The following is a 15,339-nucleotide window of genomic DNA, read 5'->3' on the forward strand; positions in this document are numbered from 1 at the left end:
TCACGCCTTGCGGGCGAGGAGCTGGATCTCCTGGAACTGCCGCCGGTCCGTGGGCAACGGCTCGATCGTCGTGCGGCCCACCTCCGGCAATCCGTGGTCGTGCAGGAGTGCGGCAAGGCGGTCGGGATGCCAGCGGTAGGCCGTCACCACAGCGTGGTCGTAGCTCTGCGTCTCCAGGTGCGGGCCGTCCGTGGCGGGGAAGTCGATCAAGAGGTGTCCGCCGGGTGCGAGGACCCGGGCGATCTCGGCCACGATGGCAGGGACGTCCTGCGGCGGGGTGTGGATGACGGACCACCGCGAGAGTACGCCACCCAGAGCGCCGTCCTCGATGTCCAGCGCGGCCATCGATCCGACCTCGAACCGCAGCCCGGGGTGGGATGCGTGCGCAAGCTCGACCATCACCGGCGAGGCGTCGACGCCGAACGCCTTCAGGCCCAATCCGTGCAGGTGGGCCGTGACGTAGCCCGGCCCGCAGCCGAGGTCCGCGACCTCGCCGTGGCCGTCACCGTTCGAACGCACCAGTTCGGCAAAGGCGCCCAGCATGGCGCGCTCCAGGGGGCGGTCCCGCAGGGAGTCCTGGAACTGCTGCGCGTACACGGTTGCGATGGCGTCGTAGGCGTCGCGAGTCGCGCCCAGGGTGTTGAGTTCGGTCATCCCGAGACCGTAGCCGGAGATCAGGGCGTACGCCGACTGCCTACCGCCCGTGGATTGTTCATCCCGGATCACCGGATCACCGGATCACTGGGTCGCTCTCGCGGCGCACGGTGACGTACCGGGCCCCGCAGCACCCGGCGGTGCAGTCCGGTTCCGTGATCCTGATCCTGCGGGGTTCACGGGAGACGCCGAGGGCCGGCTCTCGGCCGCGCCTCAGATTCGGGTCGAGAGCGGGACCGTGATCTGCTTCAGCCAGCTGCCGGCCGCGAAGTCGCGGGCCTTCACCACCACGCGGTCGCGGAACACCTCTACCTGGAGGCCCTGGTTGAACGTGCCGGGGACCGTGACCTCTCCGCCCTTGCCGTCGTCCGTGTATCCCGTCTGCACCGCGCCGGTGTTGATCACCGAGAAGCCGTCGAGGTTGGCCGTGCCGGGGACGACCCGGCGGACGTACCAGTCCGACAGCGCGAGGTCCCAGTGCGTGTGCCCGCAGAAGAGGAAGACGTCCTTGTGGCGGCCGAGGATGCCGAGGAGACGGTCCGCCTGGAGGTAGTCGCGCGAGTAGAGGCGGTTGTGGCTGCCCGAGACCGTGTTGGGGAGCGGATGATGGGTGATGACCATGACCGGCTTTCGACGGCGCGCCCAGTGCGCGAGGCGCTCCTCCAGCCAGGTGAGCTGGGCCTCGCTCAGCCAGACCTCGTCCCACAGTTTCGGGTCGTGGTAATGCATGTACTTCTCGGTGCCGAGGCTCAGCACCGGAACGCCGCCGAACGAGTGTTCCGCGTACACCGTGTTGCGGCCTGCGAAGTCGTAGAAGCTCCGGAACAGCGAGTCCTCGGTGGTGCCGTTGGGCCAGGTGTCCTGCGCAAGGGTCGACGGGTCGCGCCACTTGGGGACGTAGAACTCGTGGTTGCCGATGGCCCAGGCGACCGTACCCGCGTGGGTGTGGCGCGAGACCTCGTGGCTGACCGCCGCGTACTCGGCGTCGTACCCGCGCGGTGTGATGTCGCCGGCCACGGCGAGGCCCGAACTCGCGGGGTTGGTCCGGTTCATGTCCTCCAGGGCGACGCCGAGGTCCCGGAGGTCACCCTGGATGTCGCTGATGACGTTGAAGGTGGTGACCGGGCGCCCCGGGCCCGCGTGCGCCGAACCGGACTGCGCCGCCGGACCGGAGTGTTCCGGGTGTGCCGCGCTCGCCGGTATCCCGGAGGCGGCGAACGCGCCCACCGCCCCTGTCGCGACGGTGAGCAGAGACCTGCGATCCACGGAGAGTTCCTCTCGGACGGGCGGTGCCCACCGGCGAGCACGCCTTCCGACGCGCGCCCGTCCGCCCGTACTTCGCGTACTCGCGCCCCGGGCACCGCTCTTCGAACCAGACCCGTTATGCATACGCAACCTGCCCGGCCTGTTGTCCGACCCCGAGATGTCTGCCATGTGAATGTATTCCTACGGGACGGGAGTTCCCCGGGACAGGCCCACGGCGTCGCGTGACGCCTTGCGCTTGCCCTTGCCCTGCGCTTGCGCTGCCCCATGCCCTGCCCTGCCCTTGCGCTCGCATCACCTGCACGCCCTTCCCCGAGGCGAGAACTCGCCTCCTGGTGCCCTGTTCGCGCCACCAGGCAACCCACACGGCGTCGTTGCCATCCTCCGAAGGCGAGAGAGGGGGCCGGGGAGGACGGACGCACTCGGGCACATCCGCGAGATCCGAGTCGCCGACGCTCTTCGCACGTCTTCCCCGCACCCCACAAGACCGATCGTGAGGAAGTCCGTTTTGATACGTGCTACACGCGGCGTGGCCACCGCCGCGGCGTTACTCGCGCTGGCCTCGGTGTCACCCGGGGCGGCGTTCGCACAGTCGTCAGGCTCTTCCGGAGCACCCTCCTCCGGAGTATCGCCATCCGGAGCTCCGTCTTCCGGAGCACCTTCGGCTACCGCCCCGAGCAGCCGGCTCGGCAATCTCGACCTGCCCGAGGGCTGGCAGGTTTCCGGCGCCGGTGCACATCGGCAGCTGGTATGGACCTCGCCCGAACCCGTCCCCATGGGCGACTCCCGCGTCGCGTTCCACGCCGGCGACCGGCTTCTCGGTCACCCGGTGGCCGCGCGGGACGGCCGGTCCTTCCGGTTGCCCCTCCAGGACGTGCAGCTCACCGAGGGGACCCGGTTGCGGGTCACGGCCAGTGGGCGGCGGCTCGACGCGGCCGGTCCCGCCCGCTCCGCGCGCCTCAACCCCTCCGATCCCTCCGCCCCGACCGCGCTGCCGGGTGCCCCGCTTCCCGCGAACGGAGTGGACCCCGGAGTGCCGGGTCGCTACCGCACCGTCAGCGGCGAGTACGACCTGAAGTCCGTGCGGCTGCCCGGGTTCCCCGAGCCCGTCGAGATGCGCGCCACGGTCGTCGGACCGGCCGGTGCACCCGGAAAGCGGCCCGTGGCCCTCTTCCTGCACGGCCGCCACGGCACCTGCTACACCCCCGGGACCGAGGACGTGACCGGCGACTGGCCCTGTGCGGCCGGTTCGAAGCCGATACCGAGCCACCAGGGGTATCTGCGGGCCCAGCGGCTCCTGGCCTCCCAGGGGTACGTGACCCTGTCCATATCCGCCAACGGCATCAACGGCCAGGACTTCCGTGCCGAGGACGGCGGCGCCCAGGCCCGCTCGTCCCTCATACGGCAGCACCTGGCGCGCTGGGCCGACTGGTCCGCCAACCGGGCCGCCGCCCCGGCAGCCGTACGCCGGTCCTCCGCCGCGGACCTGTCGCGGGTCCTGCTCGTCGGCCACTCCCGTGGCGGCGAGGGCGTCAACCGGGCCGCGCTCGACACCCTCACCCCGCCGCCCGCCGACCAGGACGGCTACCGGGGCGCCGTACGGTGGAAGATCCTCGGCACGGTGCCGATCGGACCCACGATCTTCGGCAACAACCCCGCGCCCGACGTGCCCTCCATGACCATCCTGCCGGGCTGCGACGGCGACGTGTCCGACCTCCAGGGCCAGAACTTCGTCGACGGCACGCGTGGCGTCAGCCGTGGCGCCGCTCTGCACAGCGCGGTCTACATGGTCGGCGCCAACCACAACTTCTTCAACAGCGAGTGGACCCCGGGCCAGGCGCAGGCGCCGGCCTTCGACGACTTCTGGTCCGACGAGCAGCCCGACCCGGTCTGCTCCCCCGGCACGAGGACCCGTCTCACCGCCGCACAGCAGCAGGCCGCCGGCGCCACCTACATCGCCGCGTCCGCCCGGCTGTTCGTCGCCGGTGACGACCGGGTCCGTCCGCTCCTCGACGGCACCGGCCGTCGTGCGCCCTCGGCCGGCCCGGTCCAGGCCCTCAGTCACGCCGTCGGCGCGAACCGTACGCCGGCCTTCGTGCCCGGCTCCTCCGCGCTCACCGTGTCCGGCGGCGGCAGGCTCTGCGCCCAGATCGACCCCGACGCCGGCCGTGCGTGCCTGTCCCCCGACGCGGGCGGTGCGTCACCGCACTTCGCGTACTGGGAGGCGTCGCCCGAACCGGGCCGTGAAGCCGTCGCCATGGAGTGGTCGCGTCCCGGAACGCCGGTCGCGGTGCGCTCGGCTCGGCCGGTCTCCCTGGTCGGCTCCGGCTCTCTCGCCCTTCGGGTGATCGTCCCGCCGAACAGCACGGGAACCGAGCTGGACGTCGCCGTGACCGACGCCTCGGGGCGCCGCGCGCACCTGGGCCGCACCCGCGTCGACGGGCTCCCGGGCAGCGAGCGGACCACCTCCTACTGGGCACGCGAGGTACGCGTACCGCTGTCCGCCGCCGTCCGGTCCGGCCTGGATCTGAAGCGGATCGCGGCTCTTGAGCTGACTCCGCGTACGACTGCCGGTCGTGCGTGGCTGATGGACGCGTGGGGCTGGCGCCCCGGCACGCCGGCCGTACGTCCGGCCGCGCTGGCGCGTGTCGACGTCGGGCGCCTGACGGTCGAGGAAGGTGACTCCGGCGTCCGGACCTACCGGGTGCCGGTACGGGTGTCCGGCCAGGGCAGCGGTCAGGTGCGGCTCTTCGTCCCCGATCCGGCCACGGGCGAGCTCACCTCCCGCACGGTGACGGTCCGTCCGGGACGTCATGACATCGACGTACCGGTCGAGGTACGGGGCAACGACCGCTTCGGCTACGACGTCACGCACGACGCCTTCGTCAAGGCGGTGCGCGGCACGGCGATCGGCGCGCACCGCGGCGGGGTGACCGTGCGGAACGACGACCCCATGCCCAAGGTGACCGTGACGCCCGTCGCCGACTCCGTGACCGAGGGCGCCGCGCTGACCTGGCGGGTGACGCTGTCCGAGCCGGCCGACGCCGAGATCAGCGGCCACGTCGCCTTCCTGCCGCCGGCCGGCGGTACCGAGCTGTCCACGGCGGACGTCGACCAGGCGTGGCTGAAGGAACAGCTCGGGGAGGTGCCGGCCACGGCCACGCCCCTCTCCCAGATCGAGTTCGGCGGCCTGAACCTGCCCGTCTCCGTCCCGGCCGGGGCGACGACCGCCGAGGTGAGCGTGCCCACGGCCAAGGACGCCGTGAGTGAGCCGGAGGAGTCGCTGCGGGCTCAGCTGATCACGTACGACGCCACCTGGGAGCCGATCCCGGGGCCCGAGTTCGTGGGGACGGTGCGGGACGCGTCGTAGGGTGCGCGTTGCTCGTCGCGCCGTGTGCGGCGCGGCTGTCGCGTAGCGCGACGAGCAGCCTCCCTCTGTGCGCGGCGCGGCTGTCTCACAGCGCGACGTGACGTAGGCGGACACCGATCGCTTCACGGGTCGGTGTCCGCCCTTCGTTCCGCTCCGGTGCGGGCGCTCAATCGGCTTCGTCCTCGATCGTCGGGACGCACGGGGACGGGAGCGCCTCGGTGTGCTCCGTCACGCCTCCGCGGGCTCGGCACACGTACCTCGTTCGCGTGCCCCGGGTCTTGGTCGTCGCGGCGTGCCGGGGGCCGCTCGGGGGAAGGGAATCGGCTCGGGCAGGATGAGTGACCATGACAGGTGGGCGAGAGAAGCTCGTGGAACGGCTGCGGCAGGCCGGTCTTGACATCGTGGAGGGATCTCGGGTCGAGGGGGTCGTGAGGCCTTGGGCCGCTTGGCGACCGGTCGTCTCGGCCAACACCACACCGACGGTGGCCGTACGGATGGACGCACCGGAGCCGGTCGCCGAGCTCAACGGGCAGTGGTACCGACTGGCGGTCGAGCTCGGGATCATCGGCACGGACGGCGCGTTCCTCATCCACGTCGCCGGCAGTGTGTCGGGCGACACGTCGCAGCGCTGGACGCGGGTGCGGCTCACCGAGCGGTGGGACCTCGCCGGAGTCCTCGGTGAGCGGCCCGGCCGGCCCGAGTTCGTCACGCTCTCCACGGACGGCGACGCTCTGATCGGGGCGACCACCGAGGAGTACGACGTCTGGCTCGTCGCACTGGACCGCCTCAAGGAGCGGCAGGAGGCGGAGGCGCGCGCCGCGGCCACCGAGACCGCCGAGGCACGGGCTGCCGCGTGGGAGCGGTTGTTCCGGGGGCCGATGTCTTCGCAGAGACTGCGTGAGGAGTGGGCGCACGGGCTGGCGCGCAACCCGGCCGTCTCCGAGGACCTTCGTGCGGGTCTCCTGGGCTTGACCCCTCACCTCCTGTGGCGTGCCCTCCCGGCCTCGGTCGTCGAGGCCGCGATGGTCCATCCGGAGTGGCAGGTGCGCGCGTTGCTCGCCGAGGTCCAGCCGAACATCACGACCGAGCAGTGGGCGCGCCTCATCCTGGGCGAGCAGGACGCCCGGAGGCGGTGGGTGCTCACCCTGCTCGCGGCAGACCGGCGCGCCGAGCTCACCGGCACCGCGTACGCGCGGCTCGCCGCGGACCCGTCCGCGCAGACGCGCCACGAGGCGGCCCGGCTGACCGGTCTGCCCGCCCACCTGCTCGCGGTGCTGGCCCGCGACGTCGATCCCTCCGTTCGCGCCTCGGCGTGCCGCGGGACGGCCTGGTCGCAGCTGGACAGCACGATCCGGCTGGCGCTTCTCGACGACCCCGACGGCAAGGTCCGCGTCGAGGCGCGCCTCCGGCACCACCAGGAGCACCCGCTGTCCCGGTCGGCCTACGACTCCGAGGGACTCGGCAGGAGCGACGCGTCGAGGACCTGCCGGCTCGAGCGCGATCTCGCCGAGCATCTGGCCCACTACGGCGACCCCGGCCGGCGCAGTGACCTCGCGGGGAACCCGTGGCTGGACAGTGACCTGGTCGCCGTTCTCGCCCTGGACCCCGACGAAGGCGTCCGGTTCGCGGTCTCCACGCGTCCCGATCTCACCGAGGAGCAACGGGCGCGCATCGCCGTCGACTTCGATCCGAGTACGCGCTCCAACGCGCTCGACTGGGTCAGGGCGCTGCACGACGATCCCGACGCCATGCGGCGGCTGGCAGCCTCCTCGCACCCTCTCGTACGCAGAAGCGTCGCACGGGCCGGACACCTCCCGCCGGACGTCGTCGAGTCGCTCGCGCGCGACGAGGACCGTGTCGTGCAGCTCTTCCTCGCCGAATCGTGCGACGACGCGCCCGCCGAGATGCTGCTGCGGGTGTGGCAGTGGTGGAACGGCAGTCTCAGCACACCCGACCGTCCCCTCGGCCATCCGAACTTCCCCCGCCGTGACCTGGTCCGTCATGCCGACGACCCGAACCCAAGGATGCGGCAACTGGCCCTGGACGACCCGGAGTCGACCGTGGAGCTCGTCGAGCGCTTCAGCCGGGACAGCAACGAGGAGGTCCGGTTGCGGGCCGCGACCGACGCCCGGCTGGCGCCGGCGTCGGCGGTGCGGCTGCTCGACGACCCCTACGAGCAGGTGCGGCGGGCGGCGGCCAGGCACCCGAGACTGCCGGCGCGGACCCTGATCCCGCTGCTGCGCAACAAGGACACCGCATACGCGGCTGCCCAGAACCCGGGACTGCCCGAGCCGGTCATCGCGCGGATGATCCAGCAGATGCAGCGACTTCAGGCTGAGGCCGGGGGTGGGGCCGGGGGTGGGGCCGCCATCGGGCCCGCCGCTGAGGCCGGAGCCGGGCCCGCCGTCGGGCCCGCCGCCGGTGCCCAGGCCGGTACCGAAGCCGGTGCCGATGGTGATGCCGATGGTGATGCCGAGGCCTCCGCCCCTCGTCCATGATCCGTACGCCCCATCGGAGTGATCACTCGTTCGTGAGTTTCCGCTCGTTCGCGCCCACCACCCCGCGACGCTGGCCTTTCGCGGCGCGTGACCTGCGTCGCCGTATCGGTGCGGTGCGGAGGGGGAGATGTCATGACGCGGGAAGCGAGCCGCCGCGGGGGTCCCGGTGAGCAGGCGGTGCTCCTGGTCGCCGGGCTGGCCGATGTGGCCCTGGGCACACTGGGGTCCGCACTCGGAGTCGTACGGGGGCTGGCCCGGCGCTCGGACGCGGCCGAGCTGGTCTCGGAGGCGGAGCGGGATCTGACCGCGCGTGGGCGGCTCGTACTGGATCGCTACGCGGCCGCACCCCCGGCGCACCTGGAGATCCTCGCCCGGCACGCCCTGGCCCGGCGGGTGGGCGAGAGTGGCTGATCAGTGGGAGTCGGCCGCCTTCAAGGCGCGTGTCGACGAGGTCCTGCACCGTTTCGTCGCCGACGAGGCCGACCTGCTGGCGGCGGTCGACCCGGCGCTCGGTCCGGTGGCCGAGCAGCTTGAGGCATCGGTCGCGGTCGGGAAGCGGCTACGGGCGGCGTTCTGCTACTGGGGCTGGCGGGCGGCTCGCCAGCCCGACAGCGACGCGCTGGTGCGGGCGGCGGCCTCCATGGAGCTGGTGCACGCGGCCGCCGTCGTGCACGACGACCTCATCGACGACAGTCCGCTGCGGCACGGGCGGCCGACCGCCCACATCGCTCTCGGGGGCGCCGTACGGCACCACCCGCGGGCCGCGGATGCAGCCCGGTCCCTCGCGATGCTCGTCGGAGATCTGCTCATGTCGCTCGCCGGGCAGCTGTTCGCCACCAGCGGTCTGCCCGCCGCCTTCCTCGCCCGGGCCCGACCGTTGTGGGCGGCGCTGGCCCGCGATCTCATCGCCGGTGAGTGCCTGGAGATCCTCCACACCGGCGTCACCCCGGACACGACGGCGTCGCTGAAGGTGATCCGCTACAAGACCGCCAAGTACACCGTGGAGCAGCCCCTGTTGATCGGCGGTGTACTGGCCGGGGCCGGCGACCGGCTGCGCGAGGGGTACAGCGCCTACGGGCTGCCGCTGGGCGAGGCCTTCCAGCTCAGGGACGATCTGCTCGGCCTGTTCGGCGACACACGCCACACCGGCAAGGCCAACGCCGATGACGTACGCGGCCATCGTCCCACCGCGCTCCTCGCGGAGACGTGGCGCATCGCCGGTGCCGACGAGCGCGAGCAGCTGCGCGCTCTGCTGGGGCGGCACGACCTCGACGAGGACGGCCTGGAGGCCGTACGCGGGGTGATGCGGCGGCTCAAGGCACCCGACCGGGTCGAGAGCATGATCGCCGCCAGGGTCGGGGAGGCGCTCGGCGCGCTCCACGAGCTGGACGTACCCGCGCCCGCGGCCCATGCCCTGACCGGCCTGGCGCATTCGGCTGCGGTCCGCCTGTCCTGACCCGGTCAGGACAGGCAGGACGGTCAGAACAGGCAGAACAGGCAGGACAGGCAGGACGGTCAGAACAGGCGGAACTGCCCGGACCGCCTTGGCCCGACCCCGAACCGACCCCGAACCGACCTCGACAACCTGGGCGACCTGGACCGGCCACCGCTTCTCCGCGCCTCTCCTCCCCCACACAGATACGAAGGAGTCTCCCCATGCTCCACACCGAGACATCGATGCACGCCCTCCGGCAGAGCGGCGACGAGCTCGCCGACGCCACCGTCGCCGCTCTCTTCGAGCGCGGCGAGATGGGCACCTTCAACACCTTGATGCGCTTCTTCTCCACGGCCGGCGCGCCCGTTCCGGACGGGTTGCCCGATGTCGCCAGGGAGTACCTGGAGGCCACGAGCGCCCCGCCGGCCTGGGTGGACTGGGACGAGATGGAGCGGGCCCGGCTGTTCTTCATCGACAACAACGTGCACATCGCCACCGCCCTGTCCTTCGCCTCCATGCCCGCCTGCTATCTCGTCCCCCACGTGGCGAAGCTGCTGTCGACGACCCACGGTCTGAACTACCCCTCGACGCGTATGGCGGCGACCGGCCAGTTCACCGTCTATCTGATGCAGCCCGATGCCTTCGAGGCCGGCAGCCGTTTCATCCCCGCCGCACAGAAGGTCCGTCTGCTCCACGCCTCCATCCGCCACCACCTCACGCGCGAGGACCGCTGGGACGCCGGGATGTCGGGGGTGCCGATCTGCCAGGAGGACATGATCGGCGGGCAGATGTTCTTCTCGCTGCTCGTCCTCGACAGCCTGCACCGCCTCGGCATCCACATGTCGCAGGAGGGAGCGGAGGCGTACTACTACGCCTGGCGTGTGGTCGGCGCGATGCTCGGCGTCGACCAGGACGCCGTCCCCAAGTCCCTTGACGAGGCACGCCGGTTCCTCGATCAGTACATGATCCGGTACATGGGGCCGTCCCCGGAGGGCGCCCACCTGACCCGGCAGCTCATCCAGCTCTACGAGGACATCGTGCCCGGGACGCTGCTCGACCCGGTCGTGGCCGCTCTCGTCCGGTACCTCATCGGCGACACCAGTGCCGACTGGCTCGAGGTTCCCAGCACGCCCTGGGACACCGTCGTCAAGGCCGTGCCCCATCTCCTGGGCGTACTGGAGACCGTCGAGGACCGCTCACCGCTCGGCGCCTGGGCGCTCGACCGGCTCGGGCACCTCACGACGGTCTTCGAGCTGTCCTCGCTCACCCGGGGGCGCGTCATGCACTACGCCATCCCCGAGCACCTCAGGAAGGAGTACGGCGTCCCCGACGCACCGTCCCGCGCCCGTCGTTGGACTCCACCTGCCGCCACGCTCGCTCCGTGAGCCGACCGCCCCGGGCTCAGGCGGCATCCCGCTCTGCTTGAAGCCGCACGAGATGCGGTCCCTCCCCGCACGCCTCGTGCTGGTATGCGCGGTCATGCGCCTGGCAGAAGTACGAGAACACCGTGCAGTCGTCCTCGTCGGTCGGCTCGTGGAAACCGGGCCCGGCTCGATACCCCGCGGCAGCAAGGGCTCAAGCCGGGCCCGGTGGCCAATCGTCAGATCCTCGCGTCCCGCAGACGCGAGCCGGTCGCGGGCGTTCTGTGTCAGGGAAGGGTGGCCGCGAGCGCCAGGCGGGTGGCGCGCTGACTGCGGTACGCCGCGAGGTCGTCCGCGACCTCGGAGGCGACGCGCTTCTGGTGGGCCGTCTCGATCGCGGCCCCGAAGCCGACCAGGTTCACCTTCCGCTTGCACGCGACGTCGCGGACTGCGGCCGCGATCGCAGCGGGCCCGTCGAGGTCGTCCCCGAAGTCGAGCTTGCGCGTCACCTCGTACGGGGTCTCGATGCCCGGATAGCCGGCGCGTGCCATGCAGCGCGACCAGAGCCCGAAGACCCGCTGCATCCGGGAGTCCGCCTTGGCACGGGTGTGGGCCTCGGAGGAGAGCATGAACGGGAAGAGCGCGTCGATGCTCGTCCGGGTGGGGAAATAGAGCGTGCGATATCCCTCGCCGAGGCAGCCGTGGACGGGGACGCTCACCCCGTTGACCTTGATCCCGGTGTCCGTCTCCTGCGCCTCCTCCTCGGAGAGCGGGTCCGGCATCGGGAGCGTGTCGCCCGGCCGGTGGCCGTACAGGGCGGTGAGGCCGTCGTCGTTCAGGGGCGGCTCCTCCGGGCGCGGCGGGCGGGGCGTGCCGGCGGTCGTGTCGTAGCCGTGCGTCGCCGCGAACGCCGGGTCGGCGAGCCCGAAGAGGTAGCGGTGGGGATCCTCGGGGCCGGTGACCGGCGCCGGGTCCTGGCGTACGTACGTGATGCCGTAGCGCGCCATGCACCGGGTGATCAGCCGATTCTGGGCGACGTCGGTCATGCGGCGTTCCGCGGCCGTGTCCGTCACGCTGTCGAAGGGAAGCTTCAGGTCGGCGGTGGCCGGGTTGATCAGGATGCGACCGAGGGCGGGCTCGCCGTTGCGCGGCTGTGCGGACTGCGCGGGCTGATTGGTCTGTGCGGGCCGGGTTGTCTGTGCGGGCTGAGCTGCCTGTGCGGACGGGGTTGTCTGTGCGGCTGCGGAGCCTGATGCGGCCGGCAGCCAGGTGAGTAACGCGGCTGTCAGTACGCCGGTCGCTGCCGCCGCTCGGCGGTGTCGGACGGAATGCATGCTGTGGTCTGCTCCCTGGTCGTGGGAATCGGATCTGTCGCGCTTCCGGCGGGAGTCTGCGGATCACGCGGGCGGGTGGGCAAGGCCATCGGCGACATATCGACGCCCTGTGACAGAACGGACTCATTGGATCGGGGTCGGATCGCCGTGCGGAAGCACTGTCGCAACCCCACTACCCGGCGGTAACCTTCGTTTCCCGTACGCGACTTGGGGGGGCGCTGCATGGGTACCGTCACGAGGTTCGACACCGTCGCGGAGCACGAGAGGACCCGTGCCGCACTGAGGGCCGTGGTCCTGCGCCTGGTCCGGCTCTTGCGGGACGTGCCGGACATGGAGGCGGCCTCCGGGGTCCCCGTGTGGACCGTGGGGGACGTCGGCACGCACCTCGCGGGCGTGCACTTCGCGTACTCCGCCGGTTTCACCGACGAGGCCATGGAGTGGGACGCCCTCCTCCCGCCGGGCGACGGCTCGTTCAGCGAGCGGATCGCGGCCTTGAACGCCACCTCCATCGGCCTCTTCGGCGGCGGGGAGCGTGCCCGTATCGGCGAGTTCATCGGCGAGCGGAGCGAGATGTTCCTGCGGGTCACCGAGGGGCTCGCACCTGACACCCCCGTCAACGCACCCTGGCTCGGGAAGGACCTGTCCCTCACGCTGGCGGCTGCGACCGGTCTGATGCTCAGCGAGACTCTCGTACACGGCCTGGACATCGCCCGCGGCGCCGGACTCCCCTGGCCGATCGGCCCCGACGAGGCGAGCCTCGTGCTCGGTCAGTCGATGCCGACGATGATGCCGCTGGGCCTGGACGCGGAGAAGGCGAGGGGCGTCGGCATCGCGTTCGACCTGGCCATCAAGGGCGGCCCGCGACTGGCGGTCGTCGTCGAGAACGGGGCGGCGACCGTGACCCGTGACGCCCCGCCGCGCGCGTACGACTGCCGGATCACGGCGGAGCCGGTCGCGTTCCTGCTGGTCTCCTTCCGCCGCATGCCCGTGTGGAAGGCGATCGCGTACGGGCGGATGCGGGCCGGCGGTCGCAGGCCGTGGCTCGCCATGCGGCTCGGCGAGCTCATCGGCAGTCCTTGATCCGAGGGCGTACGACGGGTTCGCGTCTTCACAGTGGTCAGCCGTTCCGACGGCATCTCACAGGCCGCGCCGCTGCACTCCGACGATCGCCGGCGCCGCCGTGCCCGGCGTCCAAGTCGCGTGCGCGCCGCAGGCTGCAGGGACGACGCGGTCGGGCTCGTACTGCCCACGGGCTACTCGTTCAATCTGGACGGGGCCTCGATCTACCTGTCCGTCGGGACGCTCTTCATCGCCCAGGCGGTAGGCGTCGACCTGACGCTGGGCCAGCAGATCACGGTGGTCCTGGTCCTGATGCCGACCAGCAAGGGCATGGCCGGTGTCCCCGGCTCGGCGTTCCTCGCGCTCTCCGCGACGGCTTCCGCCCTCGGGGTCATCCCGGCCGGTGCCGTGGCCCTGCTGCTCGGCGTCGACCGGATCATGGACGCGATGCGCGTCGCGACGAATCTGCTCGGCAACTGCGTGGCGGTCTTCGTGGTCTCGCGGTGGGAGGGCGCGCTCGACCGGGTGACGGCCAGGAAGGTACGGAACGGCGAGATCGAGTTCGTACCGGACAAGACGCCCGAGAAGTCGGTGAAGACGGAGGAGACGCCGGAGAAGGCGCCGGAGGACGCGCCGGGGAAGGCCTCCGAAGCTGGAGCGGCGGGCGAGGCGGTCGGGACGGCAGTGGCTGCCGAGACTGCACCCGAGGCAAAGTCCCTGCAAGCGTAGGCGAGTTGCCCGATTGAGGCGGCGGTTGCGGGGCCCGGCCGATGCGAGCCGGGCCCCCGGCCGGGCCACTCCTCCCCAGCCGGACCGCTGCTCCCCGCCGGTGAGAGGATCACGGCATGGCTGCTGACATGTCCCATGCTGATGCCGACGCCATCGCTGACCATCCGTTGCTGAACCGCGCCCGCAGGCTGTGGGAGACGCTGGCCAACGCGCCGGTGTCGTTTGCGTCGTCCGGTGGACCCGCTGGTCCCGCTGGTCCCGCCGTGGTCGTTTCGCCGGCCTCCGCACTGTGCCCGCCCTCCTGGGCGGGAATCGTGGTCCTGGGCGACGCGGCGATCGCCACCGCGCCCACGGAGAGCGCAGCCCTGGTACTGCGCCGCGCGCTCGCTTCGGTGCCGGTCGACTCGCTCACCCGGCCGGAGACGGTTCGGGCCGTACTGCCGGTGTCGGACGTGCCAGGTCCGGCGAGCTTGGCGTACCTCTCCGGCGCCGCCTTCCGTCCCGCGCACCCGGACGGCGCTGTCGAGCCCCTGGCCTCCGACCATCCCGACCTTCAGGGGTTGTTGCGGTCGGCCGAGCCGGAGGACGTCGCGGAGAGCGGTATGGAGGAGATCACCTCTCCAGCATTCGTCGTGCGCGAAGGAACGGACGTGGTGGCCGCGGCGGGATACCGCACCTGGCCCGCCGAGACCGCGCACGTCTGTGTGCTGACGCATCCGCGGTGGCGCGGCCGCCGACTCGCCCGCCACACGAGCTCCGCCGCCGTGGGGCACGCACTGGCCGCGGGCTCGCTCCCCCAGTGGCGTGCCCGCCCGCCGGCCTCTCGAAGAGTCGCGCGGTCGCTCGGGTTCCAGGAGCTGGGACGTCAGCTGAGCATCCGCTTGGCGGTGGACGCGCTCGGCGGCGCACGAGGGTGAGCTGCGCAAGGATGGTGCGACGTCCTGTTCGGTGTCGCGAACCGGCCGTTCCCCTGGGCCGTGGTTCACCTGGCATGGACAGGCCTCGAAGAACGTGCGCCGTGGCCGACGACAACGCCGCTTGCGAGCTTGGAGTGGTCACGGTGGTCAGCCGCTCCGTCTGGTGCTGGGCTTCATGTGGCGACCCTGCGTCGACTCACTCGGCGGGCGGGTGAGTCGACACGGCCGGGCTCACCGTGAGCGCGGTCAGGTGCCGGTCCTCGTGGGCAGTACAGGCGCGAAGTCGTCCCAGCGGGCGATCTCGCAGCCGTCCGTTCGCTTGTAGCTCGCGTCCACCGGTCGGCCCGCCCAGGTGCCCGTGACGTGGGCCGTGGCCGGTCCTCCGTACTGCATCGTGCAGAGGGAGTCCGGCGGCACCGGTGCGAAGGGGTCGGTGCCCCACGTGGTCAGTTCGTCGAGCCTGTCACAGGCCGTCTGCGGTGCGGGATGAGTGCCGGCCGCCGGATGGCAGATGAGCTCATACGTGCCGTCGGAGGCCCGGTCGGCGCTGTCGGTCACCGTCAGGGTGAGGTGGTCCAGAGGGACCGGTGCGGCTGCGGCGGCGGATGCAACCGAGGCGGTGGAACAGGTGGAGAGGGCGGCCAGGGCCAGGGCGAGCGCAAGGCCTGTGAAACGCGGCATGGACGACTCCGGGTCATGAGGATCGACGCGGCCCGGGA

Annotated in this window: 11 protein-coding genes and 1 pseudogene; 8 read left to right on the forward strand and 4 right to left on the reverse strand. The window is 71.7% G+C overall.

Going from position 1 to position 15,339, the window contains the following annotated elements:
• Both E0F75_RS02170 and E0F75_RS02175 read right to left on the reverse strand, forming a co-directional pair.
• Positions 1 to 654, reverse strand: a complete 654-nt coding sequence (locus E0F75_RS02170) for a class I SAM-dependent methyltransferase (RefSeq protein WP_187620686.1) — start codon at positions 652 to 654, stop codon at positions 1 to 3.
• 213 nt (positions 655 to 867) lie between these two features.
• Positions 868 to 1,920 (reverse strand): metallophosphoesterase, encoded by a 1,053-nt coding sequence (locus tag E0F75_RS02175; RefSeq protein ID WP_187620687.1) that lies wholly within the window; start codon positions 1,918 to 1,920, stop codon positions 868 to 870.
• A gap of 505 nt (positions 1,921 to 2,425) precedes the next feature.
• On the opposite strand from E0F75_RS02175, the gene E0F75_RS02180 reads away from it, so the two are divergent.
• The 5 genes from E0F75_RS02180 to E0F75_RS02200 all read left to right on the forward strand — a co-directional run bounded on the left by E0F75_RS02180 (position 2,426) and on the right by E0F75_RS02200 (position 10,605).
• Positions 2,426 to 5,287, forward strand: coding sequence for a hypothetical protein (locus E0F75_RS02180; RefSeq protein ID WP_187620688.1), 2,862 nt, complete (start codon positions 2,426 to 2,428; stop codon positions 5,285 to 5,287).
• Between the two features lie 344 nt (positions 5,288 to 5,631).
• Complete coding sequence (locus E0F75_RS02185; RefSeq protein ID WP_229312436.1) at positions 5,632 to 7,785, forward strand: PE-PGRS family protein; 2,154 nt, start codon at positions 5,632 to 5,634, stop codon at positions 7,783 to 7,785.
• A gap of 132 nt (positions 7,786 to 7,917) precedes the next feature.
• The gene (locus E0F75_RS02190) at positions 7,918 to 8,196 is read left to right on the forward strand and encodes a polyprenyl synthetase (RefSeq protein ID WP_187620689.1); all 279 of its coding nucleotides are present in this window, start codon (positions 7,918 to 7,920) and stop codon (positions 8,194 to 8,196) included.
• Positions 8,189 to 9,241 carry a polyprenyl synthetase family protein gene (locus tag E0F75_RS02195; RefSeq protein ID WP_187620690.1) on the forward strand — a complete coding sequence of 351 codons (1,053 nt, stop codon included), beginning with the start codon at positions 8,189 to 8,191 and terminating at the stop codon, positions 9,239 to 9,241. Before E0F75_RS02190 ends, E0F75_RS02195 begins: the two co-directional genes overlap by 8 nt.
• Before the next feature lie 200 nt (positions 9,242 to 9,441).
• Positions 9,442 to 10,605, forward strand: coding sequence for an oxygenase MpaB family protein (locus tag E0F75_RS02200; protein WP_187620691.1), 1,164 nt, complete (start codon positions 9,442 to 9,444; stop codon positions 10,603 to 10,605).
• Positions 10,606 to 10,868: 263 nt separating this feature from the next.
• On the opposite strand, the gene E0F75_RS02205 is transcribed toward E0F75_RS02200, so the two are convergent.
• Entirely contained in the window at positions 10,869 to 11,915 is a 1,047-nt protein-coding gene (locus tag E0F75_RS02205) for a hypothetical protein (RefSeq protein ID WP_187620692.1), read from the reverse strand.
• Between the two features lie 222 nt (positions 11,916 to 12,137).
• Between E0F75_RS02205 and E0F75_RS02210 the strand changes: the two genes are divergently transcribed.
• The 3 genes and pseudogenes from E0F75_RS02210 (at position 12,138) to E0F75_RS02220 (ending at position 14,620) form a co-directional block, all read left to right on the forward strand.
• A complete protein-coding gene (locus tag E0F75_RS02210; protein WP_187620693.1) occupies positions 12,138 to 12,995 on the forward strand; it encodes a maleylpyruvate isomerase N-terminal domain-containing protein in 858 nt (285 codons plus the stop codon).
• Between the two features lie 120 nt (positions 12,996 to 13,115).
• Positions 13,116 to 13,703, forward strand: a pseudogene (locus E0F75_RS02215) (cation:dicarboxylate symporter family transporter); the annotation flags it as partial.
• Positions 13,704 to 13,966: 263 nt separating this feature from the next.
• Positions 13,967 to 14,620 (forward strand): GNAT family N-acetyltransferase, encoded by a 654-nt coding sequence (locus tag E0F75_RS02220; RefSeq protein ID WP_308189535.1) that lies wholly within the window; start codon positions 13,967 to 13,969, stop codon positions 14,618 to 14,620.
• A 246-nt stretch (positions 14,621 to 14,866) separates the two neighbouring features.
• On the opposite strand, the gene E0F75_RS02225 is transcribed toward E0F75_RS02220, so the two are convergent.
• Positions 14,867 to 15,301: an SSI family serine proteinase inhibitor gene (locus tag E0F75_RS02225; protein WP_187620694.1), complete on the reverse strand. Its 435-nt coding sequence runs from the start codon at positions 15,299 to 15,301 to the stop codon at positions 14,867 to 14,869.
• Positions 15,302 to 15,339: the final 38 nt, after the last annotated feature.

Source organism: Streptomyces sp. CB02980 (genome assembly GCF_014451325.2).
GTDB lineage: Bacteria > Actinomycetota > Actinomycetes > Streptomycetales > Streptomycetaceae > Streptomyces.